This window comes from Polaromonas sp. P4_F9 (assembly GCF_056401235.1).
On record NZ_JBFUJT010000027.1, the window covers coordinates 49,904 to 69,827 of the forward strand.

The following is a 19,924-nucleotide window of genomic DNA, read 5'->3' on the forward strand; positions in this document are numbered from 1 at the left end:
TCCTGATTTAATAGCAAGGCGCCCGCAATGCAGGGTCCGGGCACCTGTTTTTGATTCAAAAATACCGGGGTCAGGCGGCGTAGGGATTGCGCAGCAGGATGGTATGGTCGCGGTCCGGGCTGGTGGAAATCATGTCAATCGGCACGCCGGTTACCTCTTCGATCCGGTGGAGATATTTCTGCGCCGCAGCCGGCAGCTGGTCGTATTGCGTCACGCCCACGGTGCTCTGGCTCCAGCCGGGCAGGGTTTCATAAATGGGCTTGCACCGCTCGATGTCTTCGGCGCCCATGGGCAGGATGTCGGTGATGTGGCCATCAAGTTCATAGCCGGTGCACAGCTTAAGCTCGGCGATGCCGTCGAGCACATCAAGCTTGGTGATACACAGGCCCGACAGGCCGTTGACCTGGGCGGAGCGTTTGAGCAGCGCCGCGTCAAACCAGCCGCAGCGTCGACTACGACCAGTGGTCACCCCTTTTTCGGCGCCAACGGTGCTGAGGTGGTAGCCCACGGTGTCCGGCGTTTCCCAATCCAGCTCGGTCGGGAAAGGCCCGCCTCCCACGCGCGTGCAATAAGCCTTGGTGATGCCCAGGATGTAATGCAGCATGCCCGGGCCCACGCCCGCGCCGGCAGCGGCATTGCCCGCCACGCAGTTGCTGGATGTCACGTAGGGATAGGTGCCGTGGTCCACATCGAGCAGGGTGCCCTGCGCGCCCTCGAACAGCAGATTGGCGCCTTCGCGGTTGGCATCGTTGAGTTCGCGCGAGACATCCGCCATCATTGGTTTGAGAAGTTCGGCGTGCCGCATGGCTTCGGCATACACGGTGTCGAAATCAATAGCCGGCGCGTGCAAATAACCAGTCAGCACAAAGTTGTGCAAATCCAGCAACTCGCGCAGCTTGGCGGCAAAACGCTCGGGGTATTTGAGGTCCTGCACGCGCAGGGCACGGCGCGCGATTTTGTCTTCGTAGGCCGGGCCAATACCGCGGCCGGTGGTGCCTATCCTGGCGGTACCGCCCTTTTCGCGGTAGGCCTCGCGGGCAATGTCGAGCGCGGCATGAAAAGGCAGGATCAGCGGGCAGGCTTCGCTGATGCGCAAGCGTGAGCGCACTTCCACGCCGGCTTTTTCCAACCCTTCAATTTCTTCAAACAGCTTGGCCGCCGAGAGCACCACGCCGTTGCCGATATAGCATTTCACACCAGGACGCATGATGCCGCTGGGAATCAGGTGCAAAGCGGTCTTGATGCCGTTGATGACCAGTGTATGGCCGGCATTGTGGCCACCCTGAAAGCGCACCACACCCTGGGACATTTCGGTGAGCCAGTCGACCAGCTTGCCCTTGCCTTCGTCGCCCCACTGGGTGCCCACGACCACAACATTGCGGCCCGCGGCTACGGTTGGTTTATATGTCATCTTCAATTTCTCGTTAAGGATTCGTTGGGGAAAACAGCGTTGAAGGCCGGCCTGAGGCCCGGCTTCAAGCCGCCTTTTTCAGGGGCTGGACCACCCATTGGCCGGCCGCATGGGCCAGTTCGCGGTCGCAGTCAAATTCATTGACCTCATGTTCATGGCCCGGAAGCACACAGGCCACCGTTTCGCCCCCCGCCCGGAGGCGGGCGATGGCAGCGCGCAGGCCGGCATCTTCCCCCCATGGCGCCCGAATGGCGGCCCTGAGCGGCCGGGGCGGCAGTACGCTGACCAGTTCCTTGAGATCCAGACTGAAGCCAACGGCCGGACGGTTGCGGCCAAACACCGCACCAACCTCGTCATAACGGCCGCCACGCGCCAGCTCGGCGCCCTGCCCATAGATGGCAAAGCGGGTACCGCTGTAATAGGCATAGCCTCGCAAATCGGCCAGGTCAAAGCTGACCTTGACATCCCCCACGTGCGCGGCCAGCCACTTCAAATTTTGCAGCGCGTTTTGTGCCTCGGGCCAGGATGAGAGTACTTTTTCAGCCTCCAGCAGGACTTTTTCATCGCCGTAAAGCTGCAACAATGCTTTCAGACCGTCACATGCCGCAGCGGAAAGGCTGCCCTTCAAGCTGGCCGTCAGGCTGTCGAGTTCGCTGGCATCCTTGGCCGCGAGCGCGGCATGGATAAGCGCCAGGGTTTTGGCATTCACGGCGGCGCCAGCCAGCAGGTTGTTGACAATGCGGGCATCGGCCATGTCAACACTCAACGCTGTCACACCCGCCGCCTTGAGGCCCTCCAGCGCCAGCAACTGTGCCTCCAGGTCGGCTTCCAGCCCGGCATGGCCATATATTTCAGCCCCGAACTGCAAAGGCTCCCGGGTGGCATGAGGTCGGTCGGCACGGGTATGCAGCACCGGGCCGCAATAACACAGACGGGCTACGCCACTGCGGTTGAGCAGGTGCGCATCAATGCGGGCGACCTGCGGCGTGGTGTCAGCCCGCAAACCCAGCGTACGGCCCGAGAGCTGGTCGACGAGCTTGAAGGTCTGCAGATCCAGTGCCTCGCCGGTGCCGGTGAGCAGCGACTCGAGATGCTCCAGCAGCGGCGGCATGACCAACTCATAGCCATAGCTGCGGGCGGTGTCGAGAAACAGCCGGCGCAGCTCTTCGATGTGGCGCGCCTCGGAGGGCAGGACATCGGCAATTTGATCGGGCAATTGCCATGATGACAACCAGGCGGACATTGTAATTTTCGTGGGCTGTTAAAAACCAGATTTTACCGGGCTTGGAGGCCGCTTTTGGGCCAAGGGCGGCAAGAGGGGGTTGCCGGGTGCAAATAAGCACCTCAGCCCGCACTGCTGGCAGCACGCCGTCAGGTCAGCACCGCCAGCAGGATCAACCCGGCACCGATACTGCAAAGTCCGAAAAAACGGATCTGCCCGTTGCCCAGCCGGAGTATCTGTTCAAACATGCCGCGCCAGCCAGACGGCGAGATCAGCGGCAACAGCCCTTCGATCACCAGCATCAGGGCCAGCGCCTGCCAGAAGGTATCGCCGTCCACGCTGACTTATTTTTTGGCAGGCGCCGCTGCGCCACTACCCGATCCGCGCATGGCCTTGAAAAATTCGGAGGATGGGTCGAGCACCATCACGTCGTTTTTCTTGCCGAAGCTGGCCTTGTATGCGTCCAGGCTGCGATAGAACTGGGCAAACTGTGGATCACGGCCAAAGGATTCCGCGTAGGTTCGGGCCGCTTCCGCATCGCCTTCGCCTTTGACCTTCTGCGCGTCGCGGTAGGCATTGGCAACCGCAACTTCACGCTGCCGGTCGGCATCGGCGCGGATCTTTTCACCTTCGGCCGCACCGGTTGAGCGCAACTCATTGGCCACGCGCTGGCGCTCTGCCACCATGCGCTTGTAAACCGAGTCGGTGATGGCTTCTACGTAGTCGACGCGGGTGATGCGAACATCGACCACGTCCACACCCCAGGGCTTGGCGCCCTGCACCACCTGCAGCACCTCGCGCTTGACGTCAGCCATCAGGGCCTCGCGTTTAAGCGACAGCAAATCCTTGACCGTGCGTTTGTTGATTTCTTCCTGAAACGCATTGCGCACCACGCGGCTCAACTGGTTGGCGCCGGCCTTTTCATCCAGGCCGACATTGCGGATGTATTCGGTAGGCTGCGTGATGCGCCAGCGAACGTACCAGTCAATCACCACGCGCTGCTTCTCGGCGGTCAGCATCGGCTCGGCATCGACGCTGTCGAGCACCAGCAGACGTTTGTCGATGTACGACACATTCTGGAATGGCGGTGGCAGCTTGGCATGAAGCCCGGGGTCGGTAATGACCTCCTTGATCTGACCCAGCGCATAGACCACGCCAAACTGACGCTGGTCGACGACAAACAGGGTGGAACTCAGCAGCGCCAGCACCACCAGCAATGAAGATACGAAAAATCCAACTCTATTCACGTTTTTCTTCCTTAGCGTGTTTCACGATCGCGGGTGCGGGAAGCATCGCGTGAACGGGCATCCAGGGGCAAGCTGCCACCCGACGGCGAAGGGGCCACAGCGGGCGGTGCCGTACCACTGCCCGGCAGTAGCGGGATATCGGCGCCTGCCGCTGCACCACCCTGCGCTGTCATCTGCATGATTTTGTCGAGCGGAAGATAGAGCAGGTTGGAGCCCTGACGGGACTCCACCAGCACCTTGGTGACATTGGTGTAGACCTGCTGCATGGCATCCAGGTACATGCGATCGCGGGTGACCTGGGGCGCCTTCTGGTATTCGGTGAGTACCGAGCGGAAACGCTGGGCATCACCCTGGGCCTGCGCCACAATTCGCGCCTTGTAAGCTTCCGATTCCTCTTTGAGACGCGAAGCTGAACCCACTGCGCGGGGAATCACATCATTGGCATAGGCCTGAGCTTCGTTCTTGGAGCGCTCGCGCTCCTGACCCGCCCTGAGCACATCATCAAATGCGGCCTGGACCTGCTCGGGAGGACGCGCACCGCTTTGCTGGAGATTGATACCCACGACTTCAACCCCCACTTTGTAGCGGTCCAGGATGGTCTGCATCAGGATACGCACCCGGGGGCCGATCTGATCGCGCTCTTCTGCGAGCGCCGAATCCATTTTCATTTTTCCCACCACTTCGCGCACGGCCGATTCTGCGGCCTGCACCACGGCGCTGGCGGGGTCCTTGCTCTCAAACAGGTAGGCACGCGCATCACTCAAACGGTACTGGACGGCGAATTTGATTTCGACAATGTTTTCGTCCTCGGTCAGCATGGCCGAGTCGCGAAGGCCCGTCGCCTTGATGATGGTGTCACGACCTACATCGACCGAACGGATCTGGGTGACCACGACCATTTCATGGCGTTGCACAGGGTACGGGAGACGCCAGTTGAAACCGGCCCCCACGGTCGAATGGTACTTGCCGAACTGGGTAATGACGGCCTGCTGGCCCTCCTGCACAATGAAAAACCCGGTACCCAGCCAGATTAGCACGGCCACCGCGGCGATCAGCCCCGCGCCGATGCCTGCGCTTTTCATGTCGGGCTGAAAACCGCCACCACTGCCGTCATTGCCACCGTTATTTCCGCCGCCAAAGCCACCCCGCTTGCCGCCACTTTTCGCGCCGCCAAAAAGCCCGCCGAGCTTGCGATTGAAATCGCGCCACAGTTCATCGAGGTCAGGCGGTCCCTGATTGGGGCCTTGACCTTGTGGTCGAACTGGCTTGGAAGGCTGCTTGTCGTCACGAGGCATTTCTGGCTTGGTCTCATCGGACGAAGGCTTGTCATCGTCTCGGCCCCAACGTGGATCGTTGAGATTGAACATGCCTTGGGCACGTTGTTTCAACCGACCTGGCAAGGTCGTCAACGTCTGCAGCACGGGATTCAGGTTCATGGGATCAAACTCACTTCTTTTTTGACTACACCGACATTGTGCCTAATGAAATTGCCCGCTCAGGCAAGGTCGTCGGCCGTTTGGAGAATTTCCCCGCTCACCACGCTTGCCGCATGACTGGCCAGAAGCTCCCGCAGCAAAGGCAGACCTTCACCCGTCAGGGCGCTGACAAATACCCGATCCACGCTCCGGCTCGCCCCCTCAAATGCATCCCTGAGCTCGAACATGTCGCGCAAGGACAGGGGCAAGTTGACTGCTCCTACAGCGTCCAGCTTGTTGAACACGAGAATCTGCGGCACGTCAGCCGCACCAATCTCGGCCAGGACCCGTTGCACCTGCTCAATTTGTTCCAGATAGTCGGGGTTCGATCCATCCACCACATGCAGCAGCAGGTCCGCGTCCGCAGCTTCCTGCAATGTAGCGGCAAACGCGTCGATCAGACCGTGTGGCAAATCCCGGATGAAACCTACCGTGTCAGACAGGGAGGCCGAACGTGCGGCGTCACCCAGGTACAGCTGTCTCGTCGTGGTATCAAGGGTGGCAAAAAGCTGGTCGGCAGCATAGGCACGCGCCTTGACCAGCGCATTGAACAACGTGGACTTGCCGGCATTGGTGTAGCCGACCAGCGAGATCGTGAATGAGTTGCGCCGCTCCCGCTGCTTTCGCTGCGTTTGCCGCTGCTTCTTGACTTTGCCCAAGCGCTCTTTGGTGCGCTTGATGGCGTCGCCGATCATGCGCTTGTCAAGCTCGATCTGCTTCTCACCCGGGCCGCCGCGCACACCCGCTCCGCCGGTCTGGCGCTCCAGGTGGGACCAGCGGCGCACGAGGCGCGTTGAGACGTACTGCAGCCGTGCCAGTTCGACCTGAAGCTTGCCCTCGTGGCTGCGCGCGCGCTGGGCAAAAATCTCCAGGATCAGCAAGGTACGGTCGTTGACTGGCAATTCCAGGTGCCGCTCCAGATTGCGTTGCTGGGCCGGACTGAGCGACTGGTCGAACAGGATTTCAGACGCGCCGGTATCCTGCGCGAGCATTTTGATCTCGTCGGCTTTGCCGGTACCGATGAACAGAGCGGCATCGGGGGCTTTTCGCCTGCACGTCACGCGCGCAACGGGTTGCAGGCCTGCGGTTTGCGCGAGCAAACCCAGTTCCTGCAGATCAGCATCAAAGTTCGGCAAGCCCAGATCAACCCCAACCAGCAGGGCAAGAGTTGGTGTTTTCACCGGAGCATCGTAGGAACTCAGCTGGCGGGGCTTTCTTCGGATTCGCCGGTCGCAAAACTTACAGCGCGACCGGGAACGATGGTGGAGATCGCATGCTTGTAGACCATTTGGGTCACAGTATTGCGAAGCAGAACCACATATTGATCGAAAGACTCAATCTGGCCCTGCAATTTGATCCCGTTGACGAGATAAATTGAAACAGGCACATGCTCTCGACGCAAGGTGTTGAGAAACGGGTCCTGCAGCAGCTGACCTTTGTTATTGCTCACGATATTTTCCGTGTTCAAAAGTTGATAGAGCCTTACGTTACCACAGCCCACCAGCCAAGTATGTAGTTCTAGGCCGATTCCTTGTCCGTGAAGGGGTTGTGCGAGCTTTTCATCTGGATGCGCATGGGCGTGCCGACCAGATCGAACTCCTTGCGGAACCGCCCTTCCAGATAGCGTTTGTAGGCCTCGGTGACATGTTCCAGCGAATTGCCATGAATAATGATGATGGGCGGGTTCATGCCCCCCTGGTGCGCATAGCGCATCTTGGGGCGGAACATGCCTGAACGCTGCGGCTGCTGGAACTGGACAGCCTCGAGCAGCAGGCGTGTCAGTACCGGCGTGGACATCTTGCGGTTGGCCGAGGCGTGGGCCTGCACAATTGACTTCCAGACTGGCGCCAATCCCTGGCGCTTGATCGCCGAAATCTTGTGGATGGATGCAAATTTCAGGAAAGCAAGGCGGGTTTCGATCGACCGCTCCAGCGTCTCCCGCTGGTAGGCGTCCACCGCATCCCATTTGTTGATGGCCAGCACCACCGCACGGCCGCTTTCAAGGATATAGCCTGCGATATGCGCATCCTGGTCGGTCACGCCTTGCGTGGCGTCGAGCAGCAGCAGCACGACGTTCGCATTTTCAATCGCCTGAAGCGTCTTGACGACGGAAAACTTCTCTATGGCTTCAAAAACCTTGCCTTTGCGGCGCAGACCGGCGGTGTCAATCAGCTCAAACTTCTGGCCGGCACGCTCAAATGGCACGGAAATGGCATCTCGCGTGGTGCCGGGAAGGTCAAATGCCACCAGGCGCTCTTCCCCCAGCCAGGTATTGATCAACGTCGATTTGCCCACGTTGGGACGGCCCGCCACGGCGAGCCGGATAACCGACGGATCTTGCGATTCGGCTTCGTCACCAGGATCGGCGAGGTTGAGCGGTGCCAAAGCAAGGTCGACCAGGGAACGCATGCCCTGGCCATGGGATGCCGAAACCGGCAGCACTTCCCCCAGGCCCAATTCAAAAAATTCGGAGAACTGGACCCCTTCCGTCATGCCCTCCGCCTTGTTGGCCGTCAGCACCGTCGGTTTGCCCAGCTTGCGCAGGAAGTTGGCGATATCGTGGTCCTGAGCACTGATACCGGCACGCGCATCAACCACGAAAATCACCACATCGGCTTCAGCAACAGCCTGGCGAGTCTGCTTGGCCATTTCCTTGTATATGCCGGACGCGGCGTCAGGTTCAAACCCGCCGGTGTCAATGACGATGTACTCGTGGGAGCCCAGCTTGCCGTTGCCGTAATGACGGTCACGCGTCAGCCCGGCGAGATCGGCCACGATCGCATCCCGCGTCTTGGTCAGCCGGTTGAAAATCGTCGACTTGCCCACATTGGGGCGGCCGACTAACGCTATGACAGGTTTCATTGATCAGGTTCTGGAAAGTTGCGGTTTCGCGTTTTCGGTTACTCAGGCTTGAAGCCGTAAACGCCGCCGTTATGGGTCACGGCGATCAGCGTGTTACCCGCAAGCACGGGAGCCGCGGCAATGGCCGATCCGTCGGTCGGCAAGCGGTTCAGCAGGGAGCCGTCTTCACGCGACAACAAATGGATAAAGCCGCTGAAGTCGCCAATCGCCACGGAACGCCCCACAACCAGGGGTGCCGTCAGGCTGCGGTAGCGCAAGCGGTCTGTGGTCCAGCTTCGCTCGCCGTCTGTGCGCCGCCAGGCAATCACCGTACCGTCTGCTTCCGTGCCAAACAGCATGCGGTCATCGCCATGAATACCCTGCATGCCATTGGCTGGCTTGGCCCACAGAAGGCTGCCGCGCGCGGCATTGACGCAGCCAATGCTGGCCTGGAAGGCCCGCGCGCAGACATTGTCGCCGTCCCGGCTCACACGACCCACAAGATCAACCAGGCGCTCAACATCATTGATGCCGCGTGGCGAAGCAATGGGCGCCTCCCATCGAACACTGCCGTTGACAGGGCTCAGGCCCGCCAGACGGCCGGCAAGGCCCACCACCAGCATATCGCCAACGGCCAGCATCACGCCGGACTGGCGCAGAACCAGCGGTTCATTGGGTCGCTGCTGCGTCCACAGCTTGCGCCCCGTCTGGCCATCAAAGGCCGTGACCGACCGGTCCGCCGCCAGGACGAACACCCGCGCACCGGCCACAAAGGGAGCGGTAAAGGCTTGCGCATTGAGCTTTTGGCGCCAGATCTCCCGACCGTCCTGCAGGGCAACGACCTCGTTGGCCTTCGTGACTACCGCCAGGACCTTTCCGTCGCTGCCCACACCCGCGGCAACAGGCGTATTGAGCGCCACGCGCCAAAACTCACGGCCGGTGGAGGCGTCCAGCAGGGCGATGGTACCGTCGCCACTCGCAACGGCAACGCTATTGCCCGAAACAGCAACGTCCAGAGGGAAATCGACCTGCCCAATGCGGGTGTTCCAGCTCTGGCGAGCGGATACCAGTGCCGTCACCGGCTGCAGTTCGGCCGGCTGGGGCTTGGTGGCGCCGCCAAAGCAGCCAGCCAGCAGCGCTACAAAACCAATGGCCAGGGGCAGCCGGGAAATCTGGGCCAGGGGCCTAAAAGACTGGATCATCATTTCTTCACCTCGGTATTGGCTGCGGTCGTTGTCAGTTTGGTGGAACCTGCGGTGGGATCAATGCCAAGCGCATTGAGTTTGACCTCCACGAGGCGCCGGTACTCGGCACGCTCGTCGAGCCCCTTGTAGGCTTTTTCATATTCCACCCGGGCTTCGGCTTTCTTGCCCTGGGCGGCCAGGATATCGCCGCGGCGGTCAGCCGCCAGAGCCGCAAAATCTTTCGGGAAAGAAGCGGACAGCTGCTGCAGGGCTTCGTCGTAGGCTTTCTTTTCCAGCAAAAGACCTGCAAGTCGCAACCGGGCAATGGCCTGATAACCCTCGTCGGAGGCCTTCTCGGCCACCCCGGTCAAGGCGGCGCGGGAGGCATCCAGGTTGCCTTTGTCGTAATAGGCCCTGGCGGCGAGCAGACCGGCTTGCTGGGCATAGGTGGTGCTGCCGAAACGGTCTTTCATGTCCGCCAATGAACGGTCAATCCTGACCTGATCACCCGACTGAACAGCGCGCTCGATTTCGTCGTACATCACGGAAGCCTGCGCCGCCTGGCTGCGCTGCCAGTACTGGTAACCGTTCCAGGCCGCAAAAATGCCAAACACGGCGATCAGGCCCCAGGTGATCAGGTCGCCATACTGCTTCCAGAAATGCTTGAGTTCATCAAGCTGTTCCTGCTCTTCCAAATCGAGATGTTTTGCCATAAAAGTCTGCTTGTTCTGCCCGATAACGGCGCGGATTGAGGTGGGGTGATTGTAGGGGGGCGAAATGCAAGGCTAGGCGCGCAAGGCGTGAGCCCAGGCGGACACGTCGTCCAGTGGCTGCAGGGTTTGCACCTGCGCCGCATCAGCCTTTTCCCCCCGCAGCGGTTTGACGGCCACGTGCCCCTGCGCCAGCTCGGCCGCACCGAAAATAAGGGCAAACCGCGCGCCGCTACCATCGGCCTTCTTGAACTGGGACTTCATGCTGCCCATGCCGTCGGCGCTGGCGCCGGCGTGCATCTGCACACTCACCCCCGCCGCGCGCAAGGCCTGCAGGGTTTGCAGAACGACGGGCAAGGCGGATGCCTCGGGAATCACCGCGTAGGCGTCGGGCACCGGCGGCGTGACGGCGGCGCCCTGCTCCTTGATGAGCTCCAGCACACGCTCCACGCCCAGGGCCCATCCCACTGCCGGCGCGGCTTTGCCGCCCATCTGCTCAATCAGGTAGTCATAGCGTCCGCCGGCGCAAATGGTGCCCTGGGCACCCAGCCGGTCGGTCACAAACTCAAACACCGTGAGGTTGTAATAATCCAGCCCGCGCACCAGTCGGGGATTCAGGGTCCAGGGGATGCCGTTGGCATCGAGGATGGCTTTAAGTCCCTCAAAATGCGCCAACGACTGGGGCCCCAGAAAGTCGATCAGCCGGGGGGCGCTGTCTACCACTGCTTGCATGGCCGGATTCTTGGTGTCAAGAATACGCAGCGGATTGCTGTGCAGGCGCCGGCGTGCTTCCTCGTCCAGGACGTCGGCATGCTGCTCCAGGTGGGCGATCAGTTGGGCACGGTGCTGGGCACGCTCATCGGGCTGACCCAGGCTGTTGATTTCCAGGCGCCAGTCGCTCAGGCCCAGCTCCTTCCAGAGCGCCGCGGCCAGCAAAATCAGCTCGGCATCCACTTCCGGTCCGGCAAAACCCAGTGCTTCGGCGCCAATCTGATGAAACTGGCGGTAACGGCCACGTTGCGGGCGCTCCCGACGGAACATCGGGCCCATATAGTAGAGGCGCTTGCCGCCCTCATAGAGCAGGTTGTGTTCGATGACCGCACGAACAACGCTGGCGGTATTTTCAGGCCGCATGGTGAGGTGGTCATGATCACCATACTTGTCCGCGCGGTCTTCGAAGGAATACATTTCCTTTTCGACGATGTCCGTGACCTCGCCAATCCCCCGCACAAACAGCTGCGTGTGCTCAAGAATGGGGGTGCGGATATTACGGTAGGCATAGCGCCCCATCAGCGTGCGGACTTTGTCTTCGAGCCACTCCCAGCGCGCCGAATCCGGCGGCAAGATGTCGTTCATGCCCTTGACGGCCGTGAGTTTTTCAATTTTGACCAAGGGCGATTTCTCCGTCTGGCCGGCATTCATTTTTTCAGACATGGGATTCACACGGTTTCGGCGACGGCCTGCGTGCCAAAACGTTTTTCAATGTAGTTTTCAACGATGACCCGGAACTCCTGCGCAATGTTCTCTCCACGCAGTGTCAGTTTTTTCTCGCCATCAATAAATACCGGAGCAGCCGGTGCCTCGCCCGAGCCAGGCAGGCTGATGCCGATGTCAGCATGCTTGCTTTCACCGGGGCCATTGACGATACAACCCATGACGGCGACTTTGAGCCCTTCAACACCGGGGTATTGCGCGCGCCAGACCGGCATCTGGGCCCGCAGGAAGTCGTCAATCTGCTTGGCCAGTTCCTGAAAGGTGGTGCTGGTGGTGCGTCCGCAGCCGGGACAGGCGGTTACGCTGGGGACAAAGCTGCGCAGACCCAGGGCCTGGATGATCTCCGACGCAATCACCACTTCCTGGGTCCGGGACTCGCCGGGCTGGGGGGTCAGGGAAACGCGTATCGTGTCGCCGATGCCTTCCTGCAGCAAGATCGACAGCGCGGTGGCCGAGGCCACCGTACCTTTGGTGCCCATGCCGGCCTCGGTGAGGCCGAGGTGAAGGGCGTAGTCGCTGCGTTTGGCCAATTCGCGGTACACCGAAATGAGATCCTGGACCCCGCTCACCTTGCAGGACAGGATGATCTGGTTGCGCCGCATGCCCATTTCCTCGGCACGACGGGCGGAATCAATGGCCGAGGTGATCAGCGCCTCGTACATGACCTGCCGGGCATCCCAGGGAATGGCGCGCGCACTGTTGTCGTCCATCAGGTTGGCCAGCAGTTCCTGGTCAAGGCTGCCCCAGTTCACCCCGATGCGCACGGGCTTATTCCAGCGCATGGCAACTTCAATCATCTGGCCGAATTGCCGGTCGCGCTTGTCGCCCTTGCCAACGTTACCCGGGTTGATGCGGTATTTGGACAAGGCCTCGGCACAGGCCGGGTAATCCGTCAGCAGGCGATGGCCGTTGTAATGAAAGTCGCCAATCAGCGGCACATCGATGCCCATGCGATCGAGTTGCTCCCGAACGTGAGGCACGGCCTGCGCAGCCTCAGGTGTATTCACGGTGATGCGGACCATTTCGGACCCGGCAAGCGCCAGCTCCTTGACCTGAATGGCGGTACCAATGGCGTCCACGGTGTCCGTGTTGGTCATGGACTGGATGCGTACCGGCGCGTCGCCGCCCACGGTGACAACGCGCGAACCCCAGGCAACCAGCGCCTGGGTGGAACGTCGTGTTTTCGGAAAAGCCGACTCGATGGGAAGACAAGGCTCCACTATTTCACCTCAAACCGGGCCACGTTATCCCGGGCAACGGAAGTCAGGTCAAATGCCCGCCCGCGCACCTCCACCTGGGTTGCATCGGCCCGGCCGACCACAGCAGCCAGTGGCAATGCGCCGGAGGCGCCCGCGACCTCACCCGCCCCCAAGGTGCGGCGCAGCACAACGGACCCTTTGGCATCGGTTACCTCAACCCAGGACTCCTGCTTTGCGCGAAACGTCACAATGCCGCCGGGTGCCGCTTGTACAGGTGGGCTGGCTGGCGTCACCGCACTGTCAGGCACAGCGGGTGAATTGGCCGGCTGGGAGACTGGCGCAGCCAGCGCAACTACGGGCTGGTCCGACACCGGAGCCGCAGGAAGCGCCCCCTCTGGAACGGCCGCGGCAACCGTCGCTGCTGCCGGTATGGCACTGTCTGCCAAGCCTGCACCCGCCATGAGCATCGTGGCCGGCAGGGATTGAGGTTTGGCGGACGCAGCATTGACCTGCCCCTCCTCCGCATCCCGCTGGCCCGTCACCGAATCATGGCCGACGCCGGGCAGGAAAATCAAAACCAGCGCCCCCAGCAACAAGGCAAGCACGGCCAGGACAACAGGCCGCGAAGCATGCTTCCATGGGGAAGACCGCGGGCCATCACCCGGCGAGCGGAAGGGTGCGTTGATGCTGGCGCTTCGCTGGGCTAGCTTGGGTGCTGCCATTTGTGGCATGCGCTCAAGCACCAGGGCCGGGTCCACTTTGAGGGTTCGGCACACGCTGGAGGCCAGCGCCCGCACGAAAACAGCGTCCGGCAGCAAGTCAAACCGGTCCTGCTCCAGTGCTTCAAGCTTCTTGACCGGAACCTTCAGCGACGCGGCCAGTGAGGCGATATGAATGCCCGCCGCCTCTCTGGCGCCGCGAAGCAGATCGCCGGCCGTGCGTTCGAGCGCAGGCATGCTCTGGCTGTGACCGAAGCCTGAAACTGCTTCTGAATTGAAGGTGGAGGCCAACACCGGGTCGAAGTTACTCATTGAAAGCACCTTTTTCGTAGGCGGCAGCTTGAGGAGACTGCGCAAAGCGCTTTTTCAACTGATCGGCCAACTGCAGCACAGACTCCCGATTATTCAGTTTTCGTTCCGTCTTGATACCCAGCCAAAGCGTTTCGGCATTCGCCAATTCACTGTTATTCAAACGGCGTATGTAAAACTGTGCCCGAGTCAAATCACCGCGCTCATAAAGAAGCGTGGCGAGGTTGTAGCCTGTCACAGGGTTGCCGGCATCCAGCTCATACGACTGCATCAGGCTCTGTTCCGCCTCGGCACGCCGCCCTGCGCGAACCTGGCAAACACCTTGGGTCATCAGCGTTTTGGCCCGGCCGCCGTAGGTCGGATTGGCCGTTGCCAGGGCAAACGATTTGAATGAGTCTTCGTAGCGGGCCTGCTGACAGAGCAGCCAGCCGTAGTTGTGCGCCACGTCGGCATCGCGGGGATTCAGCGCGAGTGCACGGCGAAAACTGTCTTCAGCCAACGGAATGTCATTGAGCCGCATGTACACCAGCCCACGCAAGTTGTAAGCATCCACAAAAGTGGGGTCCGTGACCAGCGACTGCTTGATTTCATCCAGCGCAACATTGGGCTGGCCCTGCTCAAAATAACCGGTGGCCAGCTCAAGCCGAAGGCGTGCACGCCGGCGATGATCGGGCTCATCCGACTCGGTCACGATGTCATTCCGGTTACCGGAAGGCCCGGACATCCCTTGCTGGCCGGCGCAACCTGCCAGCAAAACAGCCGCCCAGCAGGCCGACATCCAGATCACATTGGCGGCAAACCTCATACATCCATCCCTTTTGCAACAACCACCTTGATGCCCCCGAGCATACCTTGCCGCTGCGCGGCGATGCGCCGGTCTACACCGGTCCGGTCCTGAACATCCCCGGCCAGTTGACCGCAGGCCGCATCAATGTCGTCACCGCGGGTTTTCCGCACGGTGGTCACGATGCCCGCATCCATCAGGATTTTGGCGAAGGCAGCAACCTGCGGCATCGCTGAACGCTTCAGGCCCGAAGCCGGAAACGGATTGAATGGAATCAGGTTGAATTTGCACGACAAGCCGCCTGCCGAATGCGTTTGCATCAGCGCCACCAACTGATGTGCATGCTCGGGCTGATCGTTCACGCCGTCAAGCATGCAGTATTCAAATGTGATGAAGTCACGCGGTGCAGACGCCTGGTACCGGGTGCAGGCCTGCAGCAATTCAGCGATCGGGTACTTTTTATTGAGTGGCACCAGGTTGTCGCGCAGCGCGTCTTGCGGCGCATGCAGCGACACCGCCAGCGCCACCGGACAGTCCTTGGCCAGCCTGTCGATCATGGGCACCACGCCGGATGTCGACACCGTCACCCGGCGGCGCGACAGACCGTAGCCATGGTCGTCCAGCATGACCCTCAAGGCGGGCAGCAATTGCGAATAGTTCTGCAAGGGTTCGCCCATGCCCATCATGACAACATTGGAAATCACACGCTCTTGCCTGCCCAGGTGCTGGCGCAGGAAATGCTCGGCAAACCACAGCTGGGAAATAATTTCGCCGGTGGTGAGGTTACGGCTGAAGCCCTGGTGCCCGGTCGAGCAAAAACGGCACCCCACGGCGCAGCCGGCCTGGGATGAAATGCACAGGGTTCCCCGATCCGTTTCGGGAATGAAAACAGCCTCTACGATGTCGCCGGCGCCGACATCGAACAGCCATTTGACGGTGCCATCAGCCGAGTCATGGCGGGACACCACTTTCGGTCCCTGGATGTGGGCTGAACCTGCAAGTTTTTCGCGCAGGGACTTGGCCAGATCTGTCATCTGCCCAAAATCGGAGGCGCCTTTTTGATGGATCCAGCGAAACAGCTGGGTTGCGCGAAAGCGCTTTTCGCCGAGCCCCTGGCAAAAGACGGCCAAGCCCTCCAGATCGTAGTCAAGAAGGTTGGCAGTCATCGCAGGGGGCGACAGGCTGGACCGCCCCAGGCAAGCGACGACCCTGGCGGGGAGTAGCAAGGCGTGGGGGGCAGCATGATTAACGCGAGTAAATATTCATGCCCGGGAAGAAGAATGCAACTTCCGCGTTGGCGGTTTCGACTGCGTCCGAACCATGGACGGCGTTGGCGTCGATGCTGTCGGCGAAGTCGGCGCGAATCGTGCCGGCAGCAGCCTTCTTGGGATCTGTCGCGCCCATCAGGTCGCGGTTCTTCAGGACGGCGCCTTCACCTTCCAGCGCCTGGATCATCACCGGGCCGGAAATCATGAACGACACCAGGTCCTTGAAGAAGGGACGCTCCTTGTGCACAGCGTAGAAAGCCTCGGCCTCGCCCCGTGAAAGGTGCGCCATTTTGGCCGCCACGACTTTCAGGCCGGCGGCCTCAAAACGCGCGTAGATTTGGCCAATCACATTTTTTGCAACTGCGTCGGGCTTGATGATGGAGAGAGTGCGTTCGATCGCCATGAATTTTCCTTAACCTTGGATTTTTAAATGATTCAGAAACTGAATACAGCCTCTGATTTTAACCTGCGGGCTGATGTGTTCGGATCAACCCTGTGAAGTAAAGTGCTTCTGGCGCGCTCAACGATTTCCGCCACGGTTACCACCACCGCCACCGCCACGATTGCCGCCTCCGCGGTTTCCACCCCCGCCACCGCCGCCACGGCGCTGCCCCCCACCGGCACCGCCCATGCCAGATCCCCCGCCGCCGCCACTGCGGCGTTGCCCCTGGCCTTGGCCCTGACCTTGCCGCTGCCGCGTGAAGGTATCCGCACCGATATAACCAAAAGATGTTTTCATCGGATCGGGCTGCTGGGCACCCCCCGCGCTTTTGTCGCTCCGGTCCCCACGGTCATCGCGCCGCTTTGGTCCCTGCGGACCATTTCCCGCAGCCTGTCCAAAGCGAGGGGGCGAACCGGGGTTACCCCCCTGCCCGCGACCTTTCCCTCCGCGGCGCCTGTTGCCCCGGGGGACGGAGTCCATCCGGTGCAGGGGCGGCTGCAGATCATTGGGCTCCTGCTCAGCATCGGCATCGGCGGGTTGAAAGTCATCGGCTTGCCCGCTATCGGGGGCCGGCAGGCGCCCGCGGTCTCCGCGCGAGCGCTCATTTCGGCGAGGGCCGCGGCCTGGGCGGGATTCGCCACCTTCGTCGCCGCGAGAATGACCCGGGTGTTTGGGCGCGCCCCGCGGATCCGCCCGGGATTCAGAGCGGGTCACCGCATTGGTCAGCGCCCAGATATCCCGCTCGTCCAGTTCGACGAATGCGCCCCGCTTCAGTCCGCGCGGCAACAGCATGGCGCCGTACCGGATCCGGATGAGACGGCTTACCGCGTGACCCACCGCCTCGAACATGCGCCGAACCTCACGATTGCGCCCCTCGGATATGGTGACCCGATACCAGCAATTGGCCCCCTCGCCGCCACCGGCCTCGATGGAGCTGAACTGTGCCACGCCATCGTCCAGGGTCACGCCTTCCAGCAGGCGTTTTTTTTCCTCGTTGCTCAGCGCACCCAACACCCGCACCGCATATTCGCGCTCCAGCCCAAAGCGGGGATGCATCAGCTTGTTGGCCAGTTCGCCCGAACTCGTTAACAGGAGCAGGCCTTCGGTGTTCAGGTCAAGGCGCCCCACGGACTGCCATTTGCCCTGAAACAATTTGGGCAAGCGCCGGAACACCGTGGGCCGGTTTTGTGGATCATCGTGCGTCACCACCTCTCCGCTGGGCTTGTGATACGCAATCACGCGGGGCGGCGGCGGGTCAATTCGCACGCGTATGGGCTTGCCATTGACCTTGACGGTGTCGCCAAACTGGATGCGCTGCCCGATGTGGGCCGGCTCGGCATTGACCGAAATGCGCCCCTCGAGAATAAGCTGCTCCATCTCCAGGCGGGAACCCAGCCCGGCTTGCGCCAGCACCTTGTGCAACTTGGGGGTTTCAGGCTGAGGTGACAGCACGCGCTTGGGCAACTCCAGCGCCACATCGTCTTCATCAGCGTCAAACTGCCCTGTCACCACGTCCTCGAAGCGGATGGTGTTGGCCGCGGGCGGCACCGCGGGTTGTCCGGCGGCAGGCGCCGGCGCTGACGCGACCACCTTTTCCGCGGGGTTCTCAGCCATCAAATCAGGAGCAGGAGCGTCCTGCGCAGGCTTTTCCAGCGCGACAGGTTTGTTTTCGTCTTCGTCCGGAGGGGTGGACGGGAGATCGGGAGCCGGGTGGTCTTGTGGATTCATGCTTTTACATTCATGCGTAGGGATCGCTGGCGGTCCGGTCGAGGGGCTCGGGTTCAGAAAGCTCACCGGCATCCTCCGCCGAAGCCTCCAGGGCCTCCGAAATGGCCGGACTCAGTTCCAGCACGGCTGCCTCATCGCCGGCGAGCTCAAGTACGGCTTCGCCTTGCGCCTCTGACGTCTCTGACAACAATGCGGGCTCTGCACTGCCGAGCTCAAATTGTTCGAGCATGGCAACCTGCCCTGCCGTACTGTCCATGGCAGGCAGCTGATCCAGCGACTCAACGCCCAAATCATCGAGAAACTGCCTGGTCGTCGCATAAAGCGCTGGCCGGCCCACGGTTTCCCGGTGGCCGATCACCTCCACCCAACCGCGATCCTCCAATTGCTTGAGGATCATGCTGTTGATGGTGACGCCGCGAATGTCTTCCATGTCACCACGCGTCACGGGTTGCCGGTACGCGATGATGGCAAGCGTTTCGAGCGTGGCCCGGCTATAGCGGGGTGGTTTTTCCGGATGAAGCCTGTCCAGGTATTCGCGCATCTGCGGCCGGCTCTGAAAGCGCCAGCCGGTCGCGACATGAACGAGTTCCACGCCCCGTCCTGACCAGTCGTTCTGCAGGTCTTCAAGTACCAGCTTGAGGCTGTCGGCGGTCAATACCCCGTTAAACAGCACGCCCATTTCACGCAAAGGCAGCGGTTGCTGCGCGCAAATGAGTGCTGTTTCTAGGACGCGCTTCGCATCCGTCGTATTCATGATTGGTCGTTCCGAAAAAAGGCGGGGAAAAGCGCTCGTTGGCGCATTGCATCCATGCGCAACCTCCTTGTCAGGGGCGCCATGTTGCGGGTAGCTGAAAACTACGAACTTTGATTGTATATCAGGCCCACATTTTCCATGGCTGCCTGCAAATCAGCGGGTGGCGGCGATCTGAACTCCATCGGGGCACCGGTCATGGGGTGGTCAAACGCCAGCCTGCATGCGTGCAGCGCTTGGCGCTCCAGCCCCGCAGCAGCCGCCCCGCCGTACAGCCCGTCGGATATCAAGGGATGGCCCAGAAGCGCCATGTGCACGCGAATTTGATGGGTACGGCCGGTATGCAGCTTGCACTTGACCAGACAGTGACGCTCTCCGTTTTGCAGCAGGGACACCACCGTCAAGGCTGCCTTGCCGGCGTTTTTTTCCAGGTCAACGGCGGCCATGCGCAGGCGGTTGCGGGGATCCCGGCCGATTGCCGCGTTCACCTCCCGGGTCCGTGCTCCCTGCCATGTGCCATGGGCCAGCGCAATATATTCCCTGCTCACGCTCCGGGCGGCGATCATGCTCACCAGCTGATCCATCGTCTGTCTCTGGCGGGCGACCACCATCAGCCCGCTGGTATCTTTGTCGAGGCGATGCACGATGCCGGCGCGCGGCAAAAAAGACGCCTGGGGGTCATGCGCCAGCAAGCCATTGAGCAGGGTACCGCTCCAGTTACCGGGTGCGGGGTGCACCACCAGCCCGGCCGGCTTGTCTATCACCAGCAGGTACGGGTCTTCAAACACGATGTCCAGCGCCATGACTTCCGGCTTGAATGCCTGGCTTTGAGGCGTAGGCCGCAGCTCAATGACGAGCTCGTCGCCGGCCTTGACCTTGGCCGATGGCTTGGTGACGGCCCGGCCGTTGAGCTGCACAACGGCTGCTTCGATCAACTGCTGCAGGTAGCTGCGGGAGAACTCGGGCACAATATCCGCCAAAGCCCGGTCAAGACGGGCGCCATGGCTCCCGGCGGGGACCATCACCCGCCGCAACTCGAGTTCGGCGCTGCCATCTACCTCCTCCTGAGCTTCATCAGAGAGGCCATTGGCCGCAATAGCGCCCGATATAATCAATTTGCTTTGTTCAGAATCAGTCATC

General features: G+C 61.2%; 19 protein-coding genes. All 19 read right to left on the minus strand.

The features are described from left to right. Positions 1–70: 70 nt before the first annotated feature. The 19 genes from AC1DUB_RS20935 to AC1DUB_RS21025 all read right to left on the minus strand — a co-directional run bounded on the left by AC1DUB_RS20935 (position 71) and on the right by AC1DUB_RS21025 (position 19,923). Complete coding sequence (locus AC1DUB_RS20935; RefSeq protein ID WP_011483511.1) at positions 71–1,411, minus strand: adenylosuccinate synthase; 1,341 nt, start codon at positions 1,409–1,411, stop codon at positions 71–73. A 64-nt stretch (positions 1,412–1,475) separates the two neighbouring features. Beyond that, the gene (locus tag AC1DUB_RS20940; RefSeq protein WP_477731136.1) at positions 1,476–2,642 is read right to left on the minus strand and encodes an ATP phosphoribosyltransferase regulatory subunit; all 1,167 of its coding nucleotides are present in this window, start codon (positions 2,640–2,642) and stop codon (positions 1,476–1,478) included. Between the two features lie 140 nt (positions 2,643–2,782). Continuing rightward, positions 2,783–2,971: a DUF2065 domain-containing protein gene (locus tag AC1DUB_RS20945; RefSeq protein ID WP_477731115.1), complete on the minus strand. Its 189-nt coding sequence runs from the start codon at positions 2,969–2,971 to the stop codon at positions 2,783–2,785. Between the two features lie 6 nt (positions 2,972–2,977). After that, positions 2,978–3,880: a protease modulator HflC gene (gene hflC / locus AC1DUB_RS20950; protein WP_477718117.1), complete on the minus strand. Its 903-nt coding sequence runs from the start codon at positions 3,878–3,880 to the stop codon at positions 2,978–2,980. A gap of 11 nt (positions 3,881–3,891) precedes the next feature. Next, on the minus strand, positions 3,892–5,316 hold the full coding sequence (gene hflK, locus AC1DUB_RS20955; protein ID WP_477731116.1) for an FtsH protease activity modulator HflK: 1,425 nt from the start codon (positions 5,314–5,316) through the stop codon (positions 3,892–3,894). Positions 5,317–5,375: 59 nt separating this feature from the next. Next, the gene (gene hflX, locus AC1DUB_RS20960; protein WP_477731137.1) at positions 5,376–6,557 is read right to left on the minus strand and encodes a GTPase HflX; all 1,182 of its coding nucleotides are present in this window, start codon (positions 6,555–6,557) and stop codon (positions 5,376–5,378) included. Continuing rightward, positions 6,554–6,805, minus strand: coding sequence for an RNA chaperone Hfq (hfq, locus tag AC1DUB_RS20965; protein ID WP_041388809.1), 252 nt, complete (start codon positions 6,803–6,805; stop codon positions 6,554–6,556). Before hfq ends, hflX begins: the two co-directional genes overlap by 4 nt. Before the next feature lie 68 nt (positions 6,806–6,873). Further along, complete coding sequence (gene der / locus AC1DUB_RS20970; RefSeq protein WP_477731117.1) at positions 6,874–8,217, minus strand: ribosome biogenesis GTPase Der; 1,344 nt, start codon at positions 8,215–8,217, stop codon at positions 6,874–6,876. A 38-nt stretch (positions 8,218–8,255) separates the two neighbouring features. Beyond that, a complete protein-coding gene (bamB, locus tag AC1DUB_RS20975) occupies positions 8,256–9,401 on the minus strand; it encodes an outer membrane protein assembly factor BamB (RefSeq protein WP_477731118.1) in 1,146 nt (381 codons plus the stop codon). Next, positions 9,398–10,093 (minus strand): YfgM family protein, encoded by a 696-nt coding sequence (locus AC1DUB_RS20980; protein WP_477731119.1) that lies wholly within the window; start codon positions 10,091–10,093, stop codon positions 9,398–9,400. Before AC1DUB_RS20980 ends, bamB begins: the two co-directional genes overlap by 4 nt. A gap of 72 nt (positions 10,094–10,165) precedes the next feature. After that, entirely contained in the window at positions 10,166–11,473 is a 1,308-nt protein-coding gene (gene hisS, locus AC1DUB_RS20985) for a histidine--tRNA ligase (RefSeq protein WP_477731138.1), read from the minus strand. Between the two features lie 56 nt (positions 11,474–11,529). After that, positions 11,530–12,804, minus strand: coding sequence for a flavodoxin-dependent (E)-4-hydroxy-3-methylbut-2-enyl-diphosphate synthase (gene ispG, locus AC1DUB_RS20990; protein WP_477731120.1), 1,275 nt, complete (start codon positions 12,802–12,804; stop codon positions 11,530–11,532). Further along, on the minus strand, positions 12,804–13,814 hold the full coding sequence (locus tag AC1DUB_RS20995; RefSeq protein WP_477731121.1) for a helix-turn-helix domain-containing protein: 1,011 nt from the start codon (positions 13,812–13,814) through the stop codon (positions 12,804–12,806). Before AC1DUB_RS20995 ends, ispG begins: the two co-directional genes overlap by 1 nt. After that, positions 13,807–14,616, minus strand: a complete 810-nt coding sequence (pilW, locus tag AC1DUB_RS21000) for a type IV pilus biogenesis/stability protein PilW (protein ID WP_477731122.1) — start codon at positions 14,614–14,616, stop codon at positions 13,807–13,809. Before pilW ends, AC1DUB_RS20995 begins: the two co-directional genes overlap by 8 nt. Then, positions 14,613–15,761 carry a dual-specificity RNA methyltransferase RlmN gene (gene rlmN / locus AC1DUB_RS21005; protein WP_477731123.1) on the minus strand — a complete coding sequence of 383 codons (1,149 nt, stop codon included), beginning with the start codon at positions 15,759–15,761 and terminating at the stop codon, positions 14,613–14,615. The genes pilW and rlmN overlap by 4 nt, the downstream gene beginning before the upstream one ends. 79 nt (positions 15,762–15,840) lie before the next feature. Then, the gene (gene ndk, locus AC1DUB_RS21010; RefSeq protein WP_477731124.1) at positions 15,841–16,266 is read right to left on the minus strand and encodes a nucleoside-diphosphate kinase; all 426 of its coding nucleotides are present in this window, start codon (positions 16,264–16,266) and stop codon (positions 15,841–15,843) included. 117 nt (positions 16,267–16,383) lie between these two features. Further along, positions 16,384–18,033 (minus strand): pseudouridine synthase, encoded by a 1,650-nt coding sequence (locus AC1DUB_RS21015; RefSeq protein WP_477731125.1) that lies wholly within the window; start codon positions 18,031–18,033, stop codon positions 16,384–16,386. A 10-nt stretch (positions 18,034–18,043) separates the two neighbouring features. Continuing rightward, positions 18,044–18,787, minus strand: coding sequence for an SMC-Scp complex subunit ScpB (gene scpB / locus AC1DUB_RS21020; RefSeq protein WP_477731126.1), 744 nt, complete (start codon positions 18,785–18,787; stop codon positions 18,044–18,046). A gap of 101 nt (positions 18,788–18,888) precedes the next feature. After that, positions 18,889–19,923 (minus strand): RluA family pseudouridine synthase, encoded by a 1,035-nt coding sequence (locus AC1DUB_RS21025; RefSeq protein WP_477731127.1) that lies wholly within the window; start codon positions 19,921–19,923, stop codon positions 18,889–18,891. Between the last annotated feature and the right edge of the window lies 1 nt (position 19,924).

What these genes read in the sequence shown, in the direction of transcription:
- AC1DUB_RS20935 (WP_011483511.1), bottom strand. Translation starts at nt 1,411, where the DNA reads ATGACATATAAACCAACCGTAGCCGCGGGCCGCAATGTTGTGGTCGTG.
- hflK (WP_477731116.1), bottom strand. Translation starts at nt 5,316, where the DNA reads ATGAACCTGAATCCCGTGCTGCAGACGTTGACGACCTTGCCAGGTCGG.
- der (WP_477731117.1), bottom strand. Translation starts at nt 8,217, where the DNA reads ATGAAACCTGTCATAGCGTTAGTCGGCCGCCCCAATGTGGGCAAGTCG.
- bamB (WP_477731118.1), bottom strand. Translation starts at nt 9,401, where the DNA reads ATGATGATCCAGTCTTTTAGGCCCCTGGCCCAGATTTCCCGGCTGCCC.
- AC1DUB_RS20980 (WP_477731119.1), bottom strand. Translation starts at nt 10,093, where the DNA reads ATGGCAAAACATCTCGATTTGGAAGAGCAGGAACAGCTTGATGAACTC.
- AC1DUB_RS20995 (WP_477731121.1), bottom strand. Translation starts at nt 13,814, where the DNA reads ATGAGTAACTTCGACCCGGTGTTGGCCTCCACCTTCAATTCAGAAGCA.
- pilW (WP_477731122.1), bottom strand. Translation starts at nt 14,616, where the DNA reads ATGAGGTTTGCCGCCAATGTGATCTGGATGTCGGCCTGCTGGGCGGCT.
- rlmN (WP_477731123.1), bottom strand. Translation starts at nt 15,761, where the DNA reads ATGACTGCCAACCTTCTTGACTACGATCTGGAGGGCTTGGCCGTCTTT.
- ndk (WP_477731124.1), bottom strand. Translation starts at nt 16,266, where the DNA reads ATGGCGATCGAACGCACTCTCTCCATCATCAAGCCCGACGCAGTTGCA.
- AC1DUB_RS21015 (WP_477731125.1), bottom strand. Translation starts at nt 18,033, where the DNA reads ATGAATCCACAAGACCACCCGGCTCCCGATCTCCCGTCCACCCCTCCG.
- scpB (WP_477731126.1), bottom strand. Translation starts at nt 18,787, where the DNA reads ATGAATACGACGGATGCGAAGCGCGTCCTAGAAACAGCACTCATTTGC.
- AC1DUB_RS21025 (WP_477731127.1), bottom strand. Translation starts at nt 19,923, where the DNA reads ATGACTGATTCTGAACAAAGCAAATTGATTATATCGGGCGCTATTGCG.